The organism is Kribbella albertanoniae (assembly GCF_004348455.1).
GTDB lineage: Bacteria > Actinomycetota > Actinomycetes > Propionibacteriales > Kribbellaceae > Kribbella > Kribbella albertanoniae.
Window position 1 is genome coordinate 97964 of record NZ_SMKA01000004.1, and the last position, 15222, is coordinate 113185.

13 protein-coding genes are annotated in these 15222 nt (G+C 67.7%); 9 read left to right on the top strand and 4 right to left on the bottom strand.

Annotated features, from left to right (window positions below; all coding sequences use genetic code 11):
• Together E1261_RS02470 and E1261_RS02475 are read left to right on the top strand one after the other, a co-directional pair.
• Positions 1–1017 carry a 2-dehydropantoate 2-reductase gene (locus tag E1261_RS02470; protein WP_132401079.1) on the top strand — a complete coding sequence of 339 codons (1017 nt, stop codon included), beginning with the start codon at positions 1–3 and terminating at the stop codon, positions 1015–1017.
• A 359-nt stretch (positions 1018–1376) separates the two neighbouring features.
• A complete protein-coding gene (locus E1261_RS02475; protein WP_132401082.1) occupies positions 1377–2354 on the top strand; it encodes a LacI family DNA-binding transcriptional regulator in 978 nt (325 codons plus the stop codon).
• A 124-nt stretch (positions 2355–2478) separates the two neighbouring features.
• Here the strand turns inward: E1261_RS02475 and E1261_RS02480 are convergent, their stop codons facing one another.
• Genes E1261_RS02480 through sucC form a run of 3 tightly spaced genes read right to left on the bottom strand, consistent with a single transcriptional unit; the run spans position 2479 to position 5400 of the window.
• Positions 2479–3354, bottom strand: a complete 876-nt coding sequence (locus tag E1261_RS02480; RefSeq protein ID WP_132401085.1) for a 2-hydroxy-3-oxopropionate reductase — start codon at positions 3352–3354, stop codon at positions 2479–2481.
• Positions 3351–4232, bottom strand: a complete 882-nt coding sequence (gene sucD / locus E1261_RS02485) for a succinate--CoA ligase subunit alpha (protein WP_132401088.1) — start codon at positions 4230–4232, stop codon at positions 3351–3353. Before sucD ends, E1261_RS02480 begins: the two co-directional genes overlap by 4 nt.
• Before the next feature lie 13 nt (positions 4233–4245).
• The gene (gene sucC / locus E1261_RS02490) at positions 4246–5400 is read right to left on the bottom strand and encodes an ADP-forming succinate--CoA ligase subunit beta (RefSeq protein ID WP_132401091.1); all 1155 of its coding nucleotides are present in this window, start codon (positions 5398–5400) and stop codon (positions 4246–4248) included.
• A gap of 155 nt (positions 5401–5555) precedes the next feature.
• On the opposite strand from sucC, the gene E1261_RS02495 reads away from it, so the two are divergent.
• The gene (locus E1261_RS02495; protein ID WP_132401094.1) at positions 5556–6929 is read left to right on the top strand and encodes an OFA family MFS transporter; all 1374 of its coding nucleotides are present in this window, start codon (positions 5556–5558) and stop codon (positions 6927–6929) included.
• Entirely contained in the window at positions 6926–7489 is a 564-nt protein-coding gene (locus E1261_RS02500) for a hypothetical protein (RefSeq protein WP_132401097.1), read from the top strand. The genes E1261_RS02495 and E1261_RS02500 overlap by 4 nt, the downstream gene beginning before the upstream one ends.
• Here E1261_RS02500 and E1261_RS02505 read toward each other — a convergent pair.
• Positions 7450–7734 (bottom strand): hypothetical protein, encoded by a 285-nt coding sequence (locus tag E1261_RS02505; protein WP_132401100.1) that lies wholly within the window; start codon positions 7732–7734, stop codon positions 7450–7452. The two genes, E1261_RS02500 and E1261_RS02505, sit on opposite strands and share 40 nt — an antisense overlap.
• Positions 7735–7855: 121 nt before the next feature.
• Between E1261_RS02505 and E1261_RS02510 the strand changes: the two genes are divergently transcribed.
• From E1261_RS02510 to E1261_RS02530, 5 genes are all read left to right on the top strand, one after another.
• On the top strand, positions 7856–9565 hold the full coding sequence (locus tag E1261_RS02510; protein ID WP_132401103.1) for a thiamine pyrophosphate-binding protein: 1710 nt from the start codon (positions 7856–7858) through the stop codon (positions 9563–9565).
• Positions 9566–9576: 11 nt separating this feature from the next.
• Positions 9577–10803: a formyl-CoA transferase gene (gene frc, locus E1261_RS02515; RefSeq protein WP_132401106.1), complete on the top strand. Its 1227-nt coding sequence runs from the start codon at positions 9577–9579 to the stop codon at positions 10801–10803.
• A 43-nt stretch (positions 10804–10846) separates the two neighbouring features.
• Complete coding sequence (locus tag E1261_RS02520; protein ID WP_132401109.1) at positions 10847–12991, top strand: acetate--CoA ligase family protein; 2145 nt, start codon at positions 10847–10849, stop codon at positions 12989–12991.
• Positions 12992–13079: 88 nt separating this feature from the next.
• Positions 13080–14582 carry an Nramp family divalent metal transporter gene (locus E1261_RS02525; protein WP_132401112.1) on the top strand — a complete coding sequence of 501 codons (1503 nt, stop codon included), beginning with the start codon at positions 13080–13082 and terminating at the stop codon, positions 14580–14582.
• Between the two features lies 1 nt (position 14583).
• Positions 14584–15117, top strand: coding sequence for a hypothetical protein (locus tag E1261_RS02530; protein ID WP_132401115.1), 534 nt, complete (start codon positions 14584–14586; stop codon positions 15115–15117).
• Positions 15118–15222 lie beyond the last annotated feature (105 nt).

Sequence of the window (15222 nt, forward strand, 5' to 3'; positions counted from 1 at the left end):
ATGAAGGTTGCGGTTCTCGGCGCCGGGGCGATCGGTGCGTACGTCGGTGCTGCGTTGCACCGTGGTGGGACCGAGGTGCACCTGATCGCGCGCGGTGCGCATCTGGAGGCGATCCGGCGTGACGGTGTCCGGGTGCTCAGCCCTCGTGGTGACTTCGAGGCGCGGACCCCGGCCACCGACGACCCGGCCGAGGTCGGGCCGGCGGACTACGTCTTCCTGGGACTGAAGGCCAATTCGTATGCGTCGGCCGGACCGCTGATCGAGCCGCTGCTGCACTCCGACACTGTCGTCATCGCGGCCCAGAACGGCATCCCGTGGTGGTACTTCCACGGCCTGAAGGGTCCGTACGAAGGCCGCCGGGTCGAGTCCGTCGACCCGGGTGGTTCGGTCACCCAGGTGCTGGATCTGGATCGAGCCGTCGGGTGCGTCGTCTACTGCTCGACCGAGCTGGAAGGGCCCGGGCTGGTCCGGCACCTGGAGGGCACCCGGTTCTCGATCGGTGAACCGGGCGGGGGAGTGTCCGATCGGTGCACGGCGTTCAGCGACGCGATGATCGCGGGCGGGCTGAAGTGCCCGGTCGAGGACGACATCCGCAAGGACATCTGGATCAAGCTGCTCGGCAACGCGGCCTTCAACCCGATCAGCGCGCTGGCCCGGGCGACGATGGTCGAGATCGCGACCCATCAGGGCACCCGGGCGATGATCCGGCTGATGATGGAGGAGTCGCTGGAGATCGCGGCCGCGGTCGGTTGCCGGCCGGAGATCTCGGTGGACAAGCGGATCGACGGCGCCGAACGGGTCGGCGAACACAAGACGTCGATGCTGCAGGACCTCGAGAAGGACAAGCCGCTCGAACTCGACGTCATCCTCGCCGCCGTGGTCGAGCTCGCCGACCTCACCGGCACGCCGGCCCCGACCCTGCGCGCCGTCCACGCGGTAGCCGACCTCCTCTCCCGCAAGATCGGCACCGGCCCGGCTCTAGCCCACGCCCCCACCGCAGCCCCCGCACCGTCCTGAGCCCAGGTGGGTCCGATCCACAGCGACGATCGGACCCACCTGTTTCCATCCGCTGCGCTCGGAGACGGCCGGGCCCCACGGCACATTTGAGGGGCTACCCGTTCAAGTGGACCCTTCTCTGCTCAATTTTTGAGGGGAGAACCAGCGCATTGAGCGGAGATCCCCTCATTTTCCGGGGAGCAACCACAGCCACTTGCCGAACCCCGCACGTGGGTGACCCGTGCTCAACGTCGTACGGGGGTGTGTCGGCACGAGCTCTGCTACTTTTCACGGGGCTTGTGCGGTCGTAGTGTTCACGTAAACACGGCTGGATGGGGGGAAGTTTGGGTACGACGGGACGACCGCGGCGCGGGCCTTCGATGGCTGATGTCGCTGCCCTGGCGGGGGTTTCCGGGCAGACGGTGTCGCGGGTGGCCAACAACCGGAGCAACGTGGATGCGACCACGCGGGCCCGGGTGCGGGCTGCGATGCGTGAGCTCGGATATCGGCCGAACGGGGCGGCCCGGGCGCTGCGTAACGGGGAGTTCCGGGGGATCGGGGTGATCGTCTTCGAGCTTTCGACCTTCGGTACGACGCGTGTCCTCGACGAGATCGCCACCGCGGCCACCGGGCGCGGCTACGCGGTCAACCTGATGCCGGTGCTCGACATCAACCAGCGCGCGGTCAACGACGCCTTCACCCGGCTGAGCGCTCAGGCCGTCGACGGCGTCATCATCCTGATCGAGGCCTACCTGCTCGACGAAGCGGGTGTCCAGCTACCGCACGGTCTCCCGGTGGTGATCGTCGACTCCAGTGCGCACTACGACTATCCGGTTGTCGACACTGATCAGTTCGATGGTGCGCGGCAGGCGGTGGTTCACCTGCTGGAGCTCGGCCACCGGACTGTGCATCATGTGGGTGGTCCGCGAACGTCGTACCCGGCTGCGCATCGTCGTCGTGGGTGGGAGCAGACTCTGCTCGCCGCTGGGCGCGAGCTGCCTGAGATCCACTTTGGTGATTGGACCGCACAGTCGGGGTACGAGGCCGGCTGTCTGTTGGCCGCGGATCCGTCGGTCACCGCTGTCTTCGCTGCGAACGACCAGATGGCGCTGGGCGTACTGCGAGCGCTCCATGAGCACCAGCGTGAGGTCCCGGCTCAGGTGAGCGTGGTCGGCTTCGACGACATGGAAGAGTCCGCACACTTCTGGCCGCCGCTCACCACCATCCGCCAGTCCTTCGCCGACCTCGGTCGCCACTCGGTGGAGTCCCTCCTCACCATCCTGGCGGCCGGCGAACCTCAGCCCATCGCCGTACCAACCGAACTGGTCGTCCGGTCCAGCACGGCACCTCCCGGCTGAGCCGCTGCGGCGGTGGGGGTGTACCGACGGACGGGTAGAGGTCGGGGCTGGCGGGGTTTGGGAGAGGCGGCACGCCTTGGGGTTCGGCGTTTTCGCCGACCACTACCCGTTCTTCGGTACGCGCTTAGGGAGTGGAGAGGGACTCGATCACCTTGAGGAGGGCTGAGTGGTCGAGGGAGCCGTGGCCCTGCGCGCGGGCTGCGGCTACTAGCTGGGCGACGATGCCGGTGACAGGGAGGGCGACGCCGGCGGCGCGGGCTGAGGCCAGGGCGATGCCCATGTCCTTGTGATGCAGGTCGATGCGGAAGCCGGGCGTGAACTCGCGGGCGAGCATGGTGCCGGCCTTGAGGTCGAGGATGCGGTTGCCAGCCAGGCCGCCGGCGAGAACTTCCAGGCCTCGGGTGCTGTCGACGCCGGAGGCTTCGAGCAGGACGATGGCTTCGGAGACCAGCGAGATGATGCCGGCGACCATCAGCTGGTTGGCGGCCTTCACGGTTTGGCCGGAGCCGTGCGGGCCGACGTGGACGATGGTGCGGCCGAGGGATTCGAAGATCGGCCGGGCCGTTTCGAAGTCGGCCATGTCGCCGCCAACCATGATCGACAGGGACGCCTTGATGGCGCCTTGTTCGCCGCCGCTGACCGGTGCATCCAGGACGTGGACGCCGCGCTCGGCACCGGCCGCGGCAACCGCGATCGACGTCTCCGGGGCGATCGAGCTCATGTCGATCAGCAGTACGCCGGGCTCGATCGCCGACAGCACGCCGGCCGGGCCGAGCACGACCTCCGCAACCTGCGGCGAGTCCGGCAGCATCGTGATCACGACCTCGGCCCCGGCGACGGCCGAGGCGATGTCGGCGGCCGGTTTACCGCCGGCCTGAGCCAGCCGATCGACAGACGCCGGTACGACGTCGTACCCGGTCACCGCATGTCCCGCGCCGATGAGGTTCGCTGCCATGTGCGAACCCATGATCCCTAGGCCGATGAAGCCGATGGCGGTCATACGGCAACCAGGACTGATCGGAGGAGCTCGGCCGTCTCGGTAGGAGTCTTGCCGACGCGAACACCGGCTGACTCCAAGGCTTCCTGCTTGGCGGCCGCCGTACCGGAGGAGCCGGAGACGATCGCACCGGCGTGGCCCATCGTCTTGCCCTCGGGGGCGGTGAAGCCGGCGACGTACCCGACCACCGGCTTGGTGACGTGGGCTGCGATGTACGCCGCCGCCCGCTCCTCGGCGTCACCGCCGATCTCGCCGATCATCACGATCGCATCGGTGTCGGGGTCGTCCTGGAACGCTTGCAGGGCGTCGATGTGGGTGGTTCCGATGATCGGGTCGCCGCCGATACCGATGGCCGTGGAGAAGCCGAAGTCCCGCAGTTCGTACATCATCTGGTAGGTCAGGGTTCCCGACTTCGAGACCAGCCCGATCCGTCCGGGGCCGGCGATGTCGGCCGGGATGATGCCCGCGTTCGCCTGTCCGGGACTGATGATCCCGGGGCAGTTCGGCCCGATCACGCGCACTCCGGCGGCGGTGGCGTGCGCGAAGAACGCGGCCGTGTCGTGGACCGGCACGCCCTCGGTGATCACCACCACCAACGGAATCTCCGCGTCCACCGCCTCAATCACCGCACCCTTGGTGAACCGAGGCGGCACGAACACCACCGACACGTCCGCACCGGTCGCCGCGACCGCGTCCGCGCAGGACCCGTAGACCGGGATCGAGCGCTTCGCGAAGTCGACCGACTGGCCACCCTTGCCAGGCGTCACGCCGCCGACGATTTCGGTGCCGGCGGCAAGCATTCGGCTGGTGTGCTTCTGGCCCTCGGCGCCGGTCATCCCTTGGATGATGACCCTGCTTTTCTCGGTCAGGAAGATTGCCATCAGATAAGTCCCTTCAGTTCGCAGCGGCGGCGAGCTCGGCGGCCCGGGCCGCGGCGCCGTCCATCGTGTCCACCACGGTCACCAGCGGATGGTTGGCCTGGGCAAGGATCTTGCGGCCCTCGGCGACGTTGTTCCCGTCGAGGCGAACCACCAGTGGCTTGTCGGCAGCAGCGCCGAGCAGTTCGAGTGCCTGCACGATCCCGTTCGAGACGGCGTCGCAGGCGGTGATCCCGCCGAAGACGTTGACGAACACGCTGCGCACCTGCGCGTCGCTGAGGATGATCCCGAGCCCGTTCGCCATCACCTCGGCCGAGGCGCCGCCGCCGATATCCAGGAAGTTCGCGGGCTTCACGCCGTACTGCGAACCCGCGTACGCGACCACGTCGAGGGTCGACATGACGAGGCCGGCGCCGTTCCCGATGATGCCGACCGAGCCGTCGAGCTTGACGTAGTTCAGGCCCTTGTCGTGCGCGGCCGCCTCAAGGGGATCCGCCGACGCGTGGTCCTCGAAGGCGGCGTGATCCGGATGCCGGTACGCCGCGCTGTCGTCGAGCGTCACCTTCCCGTCCAGCGCCTCCAGCGATCCGTCGGCCAGCTTCACCAACGGGTTCACCTCGACCAGCGTGGCGTCCTCGGCGACGAACACGTCCCACAATCGCCGTACGACGTCCTCCGCGCCGGCGGGGAATCCAGCCGCGGCCACGATCTCCGCCGCCTTGGCCTCGTCGACGCCAACCGCCGGGTCGATCTCCACCTTGGCAATCGCCGAGGGGTTGGTGTGCGCAACCTCCTCGATCTCCACACCGCCTTCGGTGCTGGCGATACAGAGGTACGAGCGGTTCGCCCGGTCGACGAGGAAGGAGAAGTAGTACTCCTCCGCGATCTCGGCCGCCGGCGCGAGCAGCACCCGGTGCACGGTGTGACCCTTGATCTCCATCCCGAGGATCTCGCCGGCCCGGGCGACGGCTTCGTCGGGGGAGGCGGCGAGTTTGACCCCACCGGCCTTGCCGCGGCCGCCGGTCTTCACCTGGGCCTTCACCACCACCCGGCCACCGAGTTCCGCGGCGGCTGCGGCCGCGTCGGCCGGATCCTCGATCACGCGGCCGAGCGTCACCGGGACGCCGTGCCGTGCGAACAGCTCTTTGGCTTGGTACTCCATCAGGTCCACAGGGGCAGTCCTTCCGATCCGAGCGGTCGTGTGCCGACTGTATGCGGTATGCAATCTGGTCACAAGAGGCAGCTGCAACGCGTCAGGTCTGGACAACGGACAGCGAGGAGAGGTACCACAGATCTCATACGGTATGCAGTAGCCATGGAGGCGACATGAATCACGTGATGCCCACGAGGGATGTTCGTGACGTGTACGGACGGCGCTACCGGGTCGGCGAAGATGCCAAGGACCTGACCGGGCACTCGCGCCGCTGGCAGTTGTGGGCCGCGTGGGCCTGCATGATTGCCATCAGCCCGTTGCAGTACTCGTTCGGTACGGCGGCGCTCGGGCTCGAGTCCGACCGCGGCTGGGGCGCGGTCCAAACCCTGTGGCTGCTGGCGATCTTCGTCGCCTGCCAGGCCCTGGTCGCCATCCCAGCCGGCTGGGTCCAGCGGGTACGGCGGGCCAGCCCGACCCAGCTCGTGGTGCTCGGCGGCCTGCTGTCCGCCGTCGGCCTCGCGACTCTCGCCCATGCGGACAGCTATGCAGTCGTGGTGATCGGCTACGCCCTGCTCGGCGGTACCGGCGCCGGCCTGGTCTACGCCGCATGCATCACGACCTCGGCCCGCTGGTTCCCGGATCGGCGGACGTCCACGATCGGCTTCGTCACCGGCGGGTTCGCGATCGGCGCCGTACCGAGCATCGTGTTGCTGACGCTGGCCGACAGCCCCGGCAGCCGGCGGCTCGTCTTCGACCTGACCGCGATCGTCGCGGTGCTGGCCACTGCCATCGGCGGTGGGTTGCTGAAAGATCCGCCGCGACACTGGTGGCCCGCGGCCATTGACGCGCAGGCCTGGGCGATCGACCGCAAGCTCAACCGGAGCATCCCGCACAACGCACCCGCCGTGCGGCACTACCGCCCGGCCGAAGCGATGCGGACCGGTGCGCTACCGCTGATGTGGCTCATGCTCGCGATCAGCGCCGCCCTGTCGTTGTTCGGCATCGCCTTCGTCGTGAGCTTCGCAGTGTCCACCGGACTCGGTGTTGCGGTGGCGGGCTTCGCGGCCGGATTGCTTGCCGCAGTCAACGGTCTCGGTCGCTCACTCGCCGGCACACTCTCCGACCGATTCGGCCGGCGGCGCGTGCTGGCCGCCGTACTGATGGTCGAGAGTTTCACCCACGTCGGCCTGGTCGTCGCTGGTGAGGCGGGTGTGGGTTGGGCGTTCGTCGTCTGCGCGATGTTCGCCGGCCTCGGTGGCGGCGCGTTCTACGCGATCATGGCCAACCTCGTGCTGGAGTTCTTCGGCGAGAACAGCCTGGTCCAGAACCAGGCGATCCTGTACTCCGCCAAGGCCGTCGGCGGTCTGATCGGAGTCGGCGTGGCCGCTTCGGTGATCGCGGTGGTCGGCTATCGGCCGCTGTTCCTCGGCGCGGGATTGCTCGGCGTACTGGCCGCACTGAGTGTGCGGTTGCTGAAGCAGCCCGGGCGACCTGCGCTACCGGTCCGGCCCCAATTGGGTACGCCGGTCGCCGGGTCGAACGAGTGAGTGAGTACGGGCGCGTCGTGCGGCCTGACCCCTGTGTGATGGAGCTGGTGTCCAAGCTGGCCCGGGAGCCGTGGACGGATCGGCCGTCTTGCGTGCATCCGACTCTGAGTGCGGCGGCCCGGGCCGTCCATGACCACACCAGCTCGGCCGGGCGGCGGGAGCTCCTACCGCTGGCGCCCAAGTTCATCAACACCGCGAGGCCTGGGCTGGAGGTGTCGGCGCGGGTGGTCGCGCTGTGCGTGTCCACTGCGTTGGCCGGCGGTGACATGACCGGGGACGAGGCTCAACGTCTGCACGGCGCGCATCAGACCGCACTGCATCTACTGACCGGACGGACCGAGCCGGAAGGAGCGGCCCGCTGGTGGCTGCCGCTGCTCGGCCGGTTCGGCTGGAGTGAGCCGTTCTACCGGACCTTCGTCGCCACCGAACAGGTCGCGGAAGCAGTCGCGGTCACCGCTCGCCAGGCGAACAGTGACCGCGATCGACGACTCCGGCAGCTACTGAAACAGTGCCTCGCAGCTCATGGCGCTCTGCGTCCAGGAGCTCCGACGCCTTCGTGATCGACATCCCCGGCGCCCCACAACCCATGGTCGCGGTCGTCGTCGGGGATCACCATCAGCTCGCCACGGACCGGTACGTGCACCTGGTCCTCGAGCCGGCGCAGGTCCGACGTACAGCGTTCGAGATCGTCCAGCAGGCGGAGGACGTCGAGATGCTCACCCAGGTGATTCCTCAAGGACATAAGGGACTTCTCGAGTGCCAGCAAGGCCGAACGAGTTCGGTGCAGCTCCTCGTGAATTGTCATCCGAGCCTCCCTCTGGACAACCACCATGGCGTGGGATAAGACTACGACTACCACATACGGTATGCAATCTACATTGACCCCAAAAGCCGAATCCCGGCTCTTTCCGAGGAGATGACTGCAGATGGCGCAGACAGTGTCGGAGAACCAGTCCGTCGCGCAGGTGAAGGAGCCGGAGACGATCTCAGGCGGTCACCTGGTCGCCAAGGCCCTGAAGGCCGAGGGGGTCGAGGTGATCTTCACCCTCTGTGGCGGCCACATCATCGACATCTACGACGGCTGTGTCGACGAGGGCATCGCGGTCGTCGACGTCCGGCACGAGCAGGTCGCCGCGCACGCGGCCGACGGGTACGCGCGGATCACCGGTAAGCCCGGTTGTGCGGTCGTCACGGCCGGGCCCGGTACGACGAACGCCGTGACCGGTGTCGCGAACGCGTTCCGCGCGGAGAGCCCGATGCTGCTGATCGGCGGCCAGGGCGCGCTGAACCAGCACAAGATGGGGTCCCTGCAGGACCTGCCGCACGTCGACATGATGACGCCGATCACGAAGTTCGCCGCGACCGTGCCGCACACCGCGCGTGCTGCCGACATGGTCTCGATGGCGTTCCGCGAGTGCTACAACGGCGCGCTCGGCCCGTCGTTCCTGGAGATCCCGCGGGACATCCTGGACGGCTCGGTGCCGATCGAGTCCGCGACGGTTCCCGAGGCCGGCCACTACCGCGCGTCCACCAAGAGCGTCGGCGATCCGGCAGCCATCGAGGCCCTCGCGGATCTCATCGCGCACGCCGAGAAGCCCGTCGTACTGCTGGGTGGTCAGGTGTGGACCTCGCGCGGCAGCGATGCGGCCACCGACTTCGTCCGGGCGCTCGACGTACCGGCGTTCATGAACGGCGCCGCCCGCGGCACGCTCGCCCCCGGCGACCCGCACCACTTCCACCTGTCCCGGCGGTACGGGTTCAACAACGCCGACCTGATCATCATCGTCGGCACGCCGTTCGACTTCCGGATGGGCTACGGCCGGCGGCTGCCGAAGTCGGCCACCGTCGTACAGATCGACATGGACTACCGCACGGTCGGCAAGAACCGCGACGTCGACCTCGGTCTGGTCGGTGACCCGGGCGCGATCCTGGCCGCCGTCACGCAGGCCTCGACGGGCCGGGTCCGGAAGACGGATCGCCAGGCCTGGTTCAAGGAACTCCGCGCGGAGGAAGAGGCGGCGTACCAGAAGCGGCTGCCCCGCCAGCTGTCCGACGCGAACCCGATCCACCCGCTGCGGCTCGCGCACGAGATCAACGAGTTCCTCACCGAGGACTCGATCTACATCGGCGACGGCGGCGACATCGTCACCTTCTCCGGTGGTGTCGTGCAGCCGAAGTCGCCGGGGCACTGGATGGACCCGGGCCCGCTCGGCACTCTCGGCGTCGGCGTCCCGTTCGTGCTCGCTGCGAAGTACGCGCGGCCCGACAAGGAGGTCGTCGCGCTCTTCGGTGACGGTGCCTTCTCGATGACCGGCTGGGACTTCGAGACGCTGGTCCGCTTCAACCTCCCGTTCGTCGGTGTCATCGGCAACAACTCGTCGATGAACCAGATCCGCTACGGCCAGGAGGCCAAGTACGGCCACGACCGCGGCCGGGTCGGCAACACCCTCGGCGACGTCAAGTACGACGAGTTCGCGCGCAGCCTCGGCGGGTACGGCGAGGAGGTCCGCGACCCCAAGGACATCGGGCCGGCCATGCAGCGCGCCCGCGAGTCCGGCCTGCCGTCGCTGATCAACGTCTGGGTCGACCCGGACGCGTACGCCCCCGGAACCATGAACCAGACGATGTACAAGTAGAGGAGACCGCCATGAGCAAAGCCCTTGACGGCGTCCGCGTACTGGATATGACGCACGTACAGTCCGGACCTTCCTGCACCCAGATTCTCGCCTGGCTCGGCGCCGATGTCGTCAAGCTCGAGGCGCCGACCGGTGACATCACCCGCCAGCAGCTGCGCGACGTACCGGACGTCGACAGCCTCTACTTCACGATGCTGAACTGCAACAAGCGCAGCATCACGCTGAACATGAAATCCGAGCGTGGCAAGGAGATCTTCATCGACCTGGTGAAGAACTCCGACGTCCTGGTGGAGAACTTCGCGCCCGGCGCGATCGACCGGATGGGCTTCACCTGGGAGCGCCTGCAGGAGATCAACCCGGAGCTGGTCTTCGCCTCGATCAAGGGCTTCGGCCCGGGGCGGTACGAGAACTTCAAGGCCTACGAGGTGGTCGCCCAGGCGATGGGCGGCGCGATGAGTACGACGGGCTTCGAAGACGGCCCGCCGACCGCGACCGGTGCTCAGATCGGCGACTCCGGGACCGGGATCCACCTGGTCGCCGGCATCCTCGCCGCGCTCTACCAGCGCACGCACACCGGCAAGGGCCAGCGCGTTTCGGTGGCGATGCAGGAAGCCGTGCTGAACCTGACCCGGGTCAAGCTGCGCGACCAGCAGCGGCTGGCGCACGGTCCGCTGAAGGAGTACCCGAACGACAACTTCAGCTCCGAGGTGCCCCGGTCCGGGAACGCCTCCGGCGGCGGTCAGCCCGGCTGGGCGGTCCGTACGGCGCCTGGCGGGCCGAACGACTACATCTACGTGATCGTCCAGCCGCCCGGCTGGGCCCCGATCGCGAACCTGATCGGCAAGCCCGAGCTGGCCGAGGACCCGGACTGGGCCACGCCCGCCTCCCGCCTCGACAAGCTGGACAAGATGTTCGCGCTGATCGAGCAGTGGACCGAGCAGCACACCAAGTTCGAGGTGATGGACAAGCTCAACGCGCTGAACGTGCCGTGCGGGCCGATCATGTCCACCCGCGAACTGATCGAGGACGAGACGCTGGCCGAGCTCGGCGCCGTCGTCGAGGTCGAGCACCCGCAGCGCGGATCGTTCAAGACCGTCGGCTGCCCGATCAAGCTGTCCGACTCCCCGGTCGACATCGAGACCTCACCCGGTCTCGGCGAACACAACTCGGTCGTCTACGGCTCGCTCGGCATCGACACCGCCGAGCTCTCGGAACTCAAGGCCGCCGGCGTCGTGTGACGCAACCTTCCCGCAACGATCCCGTTGAAACGGAGTGCATGGCATGACCTATGACAAGGCAGCAGTCCAGACCATCCTCGACCAGGCTCTGGCGGACGGCCGCACCTCGCTGAGCGCGCCCGAGGCCAAGCTGGTCGCGGATGCGTACGGGATCCCGACGCCGGGCGAGGGGCTGGCCACGACTGCCGAGGGAGCCGCCGGTCTCGCGGCGGAGATCGGGTTCCCGGTCGTCCTGAAGATCTCCTCACCGGACATCCTGCACAAGACCGATGCCGGCGGTGTCGTGGTCGGCGTCGACAGTCCTGAGGCGGCGCAGGCGGCGTACGAGAAGATCATCGCGAACGCCAAGGCCTACAAGGCGGACGCGCAGATCAGTGGTGTCCAGGTGCAGAAGATGCTGGTCACCGGCGGTGACGTCCAGGAGGTCATCGTCGGCGCGGTGACGGATCAGACCTTCGGGAAGATCGTCGCCTTCGGCCTCGGTGGTGTCCTGGTCGAGGTCCTGAAGGACGTCACCTTCCGGCTCGCGCCGCTGAACGACGCCGAGGCGCGCGCGATGATCGACGGGATCAACGCGCACGAGATGCTCGAAGGTGTTCGCGGCGCCAAGCCGGTGGACAAGGACGCGCTGGGCGAACTGGTCAAGCGGCTGTCCGACCTGGTCACCGACTTCCCGCAGTTCGCCGAGGTTGACCTGAACCCGGTGCTGGCCGGGCCGGACGGCGCCACCGCGGTGGACTTCCGGATCATCGTCGACGCCGAGGCCGGCAAGCCGGTCGAGCGGTACACCCAGGAGCAGATCCTGACGGCGATGACGCGGATCATGAAACCGCGCGCGGTGGCCGTGATCGGGGCGTCCAACGAGGACGGCAAGATCGGCAACTCGGTGATGAAGAACCTGGTCAACGGCGGGTACGCGGGCGACATCTACCCGATCAACCCCAAGGGTGGCGAGGTGCTCGGGCTCAAGGCCTTCCCCAGCATCCTCGACGTACCGGGTGACGTGGACGTGGCGGTGTTCGCCGTACCGGCCAAGTTCGTCGGTGGAGCGCTCGAGCAGTGCGGTGAGAAGGGTGTGGCCGGGGCGATCCTGATCCCGTCCGGCTTCGCCGAGACCGGTGAGCAGGAGCTCCAGGACGAGATCGTGGCGATCGCGCGCAAGCACAACGTCCGGATTCTCGGTCCGAACATCTACGGCTACTACTACCTGCCGGAGAAGCTCTGCGCGACCTTCTGCACACCGTACGACGTACAAGGAAGTGTTGCGTTGTCGTCACAGTCCGGCGGGATCGGGATGGCGATCCTGGGCTTCAGCCGGTCCAGCCGGATGGGTGTCTCCGCGATCGTTGGGGTAGGCAACAAGGCCGACATCGACGAGGATGACCTCCTGACGTTCTTCGAGAACGACGACAACACCAACCTGATCGCCATGCACCTAGAGGATCTGAAGGACGGCCGGGCGTTCGCCGAGACGGCGGCCCGGGTGTCGAAGAAGAAGCCGGTCGTCGTGCTCAAGGCCGGCCGCACCGCCATGGGCGCGAAGGCGGCCAGCTCGCACACCGGAGCCCTGGCGGGCAACGACAAGGTGTACGACGACATCCTGCGGCAGAGCGGGGTGGTCCGGGCCCCTGGGCTGAACGAGATGCTCCAGTACGCCCGCGGGATCCCGCTGCTGCCGACGCCGAAGGGCGAGAACGTCGTCATCATCACCGGCGCGGGTGGCTCCGGTGTCCTGCTTTCGGACGCCTGCGTCGACAACGGCCTGCAGCTGATGACGATTCCCGACGACCTGGACGCGGCGTTCAAGAAGTTCATCCCGCCGTTCGGTGCCGCCGGCAACCCGATCGACATCACCGGTGGTGAGCCACCGGCGACGTACCGGAACACGATCGCGCTCGGGCTGGAAGACGAGCGGATCCATGCGCTGATCCTCGGTTACTGGCACACGATCGTGACACCGCCGATGGTGTTCGCGCAGCTGGTCGCCGAGGTGGTCGAGGAGTACCGGGCCAAGGGCATCGACAAGCCCGTCGTCGCCTCGCTGTCGGGTGACGTCGAGGTCGAGGAAGCCAGCCGGTACCTGTTCGAGCACGGCGTGGTCGCCTATCCGTACACCACCGAGACACCTGTCCAGGTGCTCGGCGCCAAGTACCGCTGGGCCCGCAACGCGGGGCCGCTCGGTTCGTAGCTGCGTAGCAGGGAGGGGTTGCTTCAGCGGGGGCCAACTAATGCGCACTGTTTTTGTCAGTGCCTGGCGTCGATCTAAGGAGTCCGCCTTGGACGTCACAAGCAAGACCTCAGAAGTACCCGACGAGCCCGCAGTGGGGGCCGTCACCGAGAAGGTCTGGAAAGCGGGCCGGCTCGAACCGATGCCGATCCGGAAGCTTCCGGACGCACCACCGTCCATCCACATCCTCGGCCCGACCGTGTTCCTGGTCGCGCTGGGCGTGGGGATGGGGGAGTCGTACATGTGGCCCCGGCTCGTCCTGGTGTTCGGGCCGGACATCCGCTGGTTGTTCATGGTCGGTGTCACGCTGCAGGCGTTCGTCCTGCTGGAGATGGCCCGGTACGCGATGGCGACCGGGGAGAGCATCTTCTTCGGCGCGGCCCGGATCTTCAAACCGCTGATGTGGTTCTTCTACGTCGCGGCGATCCTGATCTACATGTGGCCCGGTCACCTGTCGGCCGGCGCCGCGGCGTTCGAGGAAGTGAGCGGGATCCCCTGGCAGGCGTCGGCGTGCGTGGCTCTGGTGTTCGTCGGCGTCCTGTTCAGCCTGCTCTCGGTGATCTACAACTTCCTCGAGAAACTCCTCGGGCTGCTGATCGGCTTCCTGGTCGTCGGTACGTCGGTGATCGCGGCGCTGGTCGGGAGCTGGGACGATCTGGCCCAGACCCTGACCGGCATGTTCGCCTTCGGCTACTTCCCCGACCAGGCGCTCACCCAGGCCTGGTTCCCGGTGGTGGTGGGATCCATCGCGTTCGCCGGCCCGTCCGGTATGCAGCAGATGTGGTACACGCTGCAGTTGCGGGACAGTGGCGCCGGGATGGGGGCGCACATCCCGAAGATCCGCGGTCTGCGGTCCTCGGGCGAGGCCGAGGCGATGCCGTCGCGGGGCTTCATGTTCGACACCGACGACCCGGCCGAGATGGCGAAGTGGAAGGGCTGGCGCAAGTGGGTCACGTTCGACGCACTGCTGCTCTTCTGGGGTATCACGATGCTGGTGACGATCTCGTTCACCGTACTGGCGATGTCGGCGGCCCGGACGAACCCGGATCTGCCGGCCATCATCCAGCAGGACGACTCGCGGTCCGCGGCACTGCAAGCGATGTCGGACGCGTTCGCCTCCGCGGGTTCACCGGTCCTGGGCTCGCTGTTCTTCGGCTTCATCGCACTGATCGGGCTGAACGCGACCCTGGGTCTGTTCGACTCGTTCTCCCGCGGCCAGGCGGACATGACGTACTACTTCGTGCCGGGCGCCAAGAAGTTCTCGATGTCCCGGATCTACGCCGGGTTCCTGTGGGGCGTGATCGTCTTCGGCATCCTGATCCTGTTGTTCGGTCCGGCCGACGGCCCGGCCGGGATCCTGGACACGCTCGCCTTCCTGTCCACGTTCGCGATGGGCGCCTACTGCATCGTGTTGCTCCTGGTGAACAACAAGTTGCTGCCCAAACCGATCAGACCCGGTCCGGTGCGGAACCTGATCATCGGCTTCGGAGCGGTGTTCTACCTGGGCATGCTGTTCTACTGTCTCTTCCGCTTCGGCGTGGCAGTGGGCTGACATGACCGACCTGAAGGAACTCGCGGAGTTCTCGATGCCGGCCGCGGCGGTGGGTGCCGCGGCCGGGCTGGTCGCCGGCGTCCTCGGCTCGATCGTCGGACAACCGCTCGGCTGGGCGGTCGTCACCGGCCTCGGCCTGGGCCTGCCACTGATGGCCTTCGGTGTCGGGTACGCCGTACTCGTTGCCCTCGGCAAAGTCCCGGCCGGGGTGTTCGCCCCGGCCGCGGTCTACTGGGTGATCGCGTTCCCGCTCGCACTGCTGGTGCACGCGATCGCCACCGAATGGGTGGTCGCCGGCTCGCCCGGCCTGCCCCCCGAACCCTGGAAGTTCCTCGCGTTCCGCGCTTTGCTCAGCATGGGCTTCGCGATCGGCTTCCTCTGGATGCACGAACAGATCGGCCGCCACTGGTGGCCACACATCCTCGAGCGCAACCGCTACGCCCGCCGTACGGTGGAGCAGTTCGTCCACCTGGCCAACGCCATGGAGGCCCGCAAAGCCGCCACCGGCCGAGGCCGCAAGAAGCGCGTCGCCTGAGACGCATCCCCTGCCGACCGCCCGCAGCTCCCACCAGGGGCTGCGGGCGATCGTTTGTGTCAGCTGAGGGTGCGGCGCCGGCGGCGGGGCTCGGGCTCGGGGGTG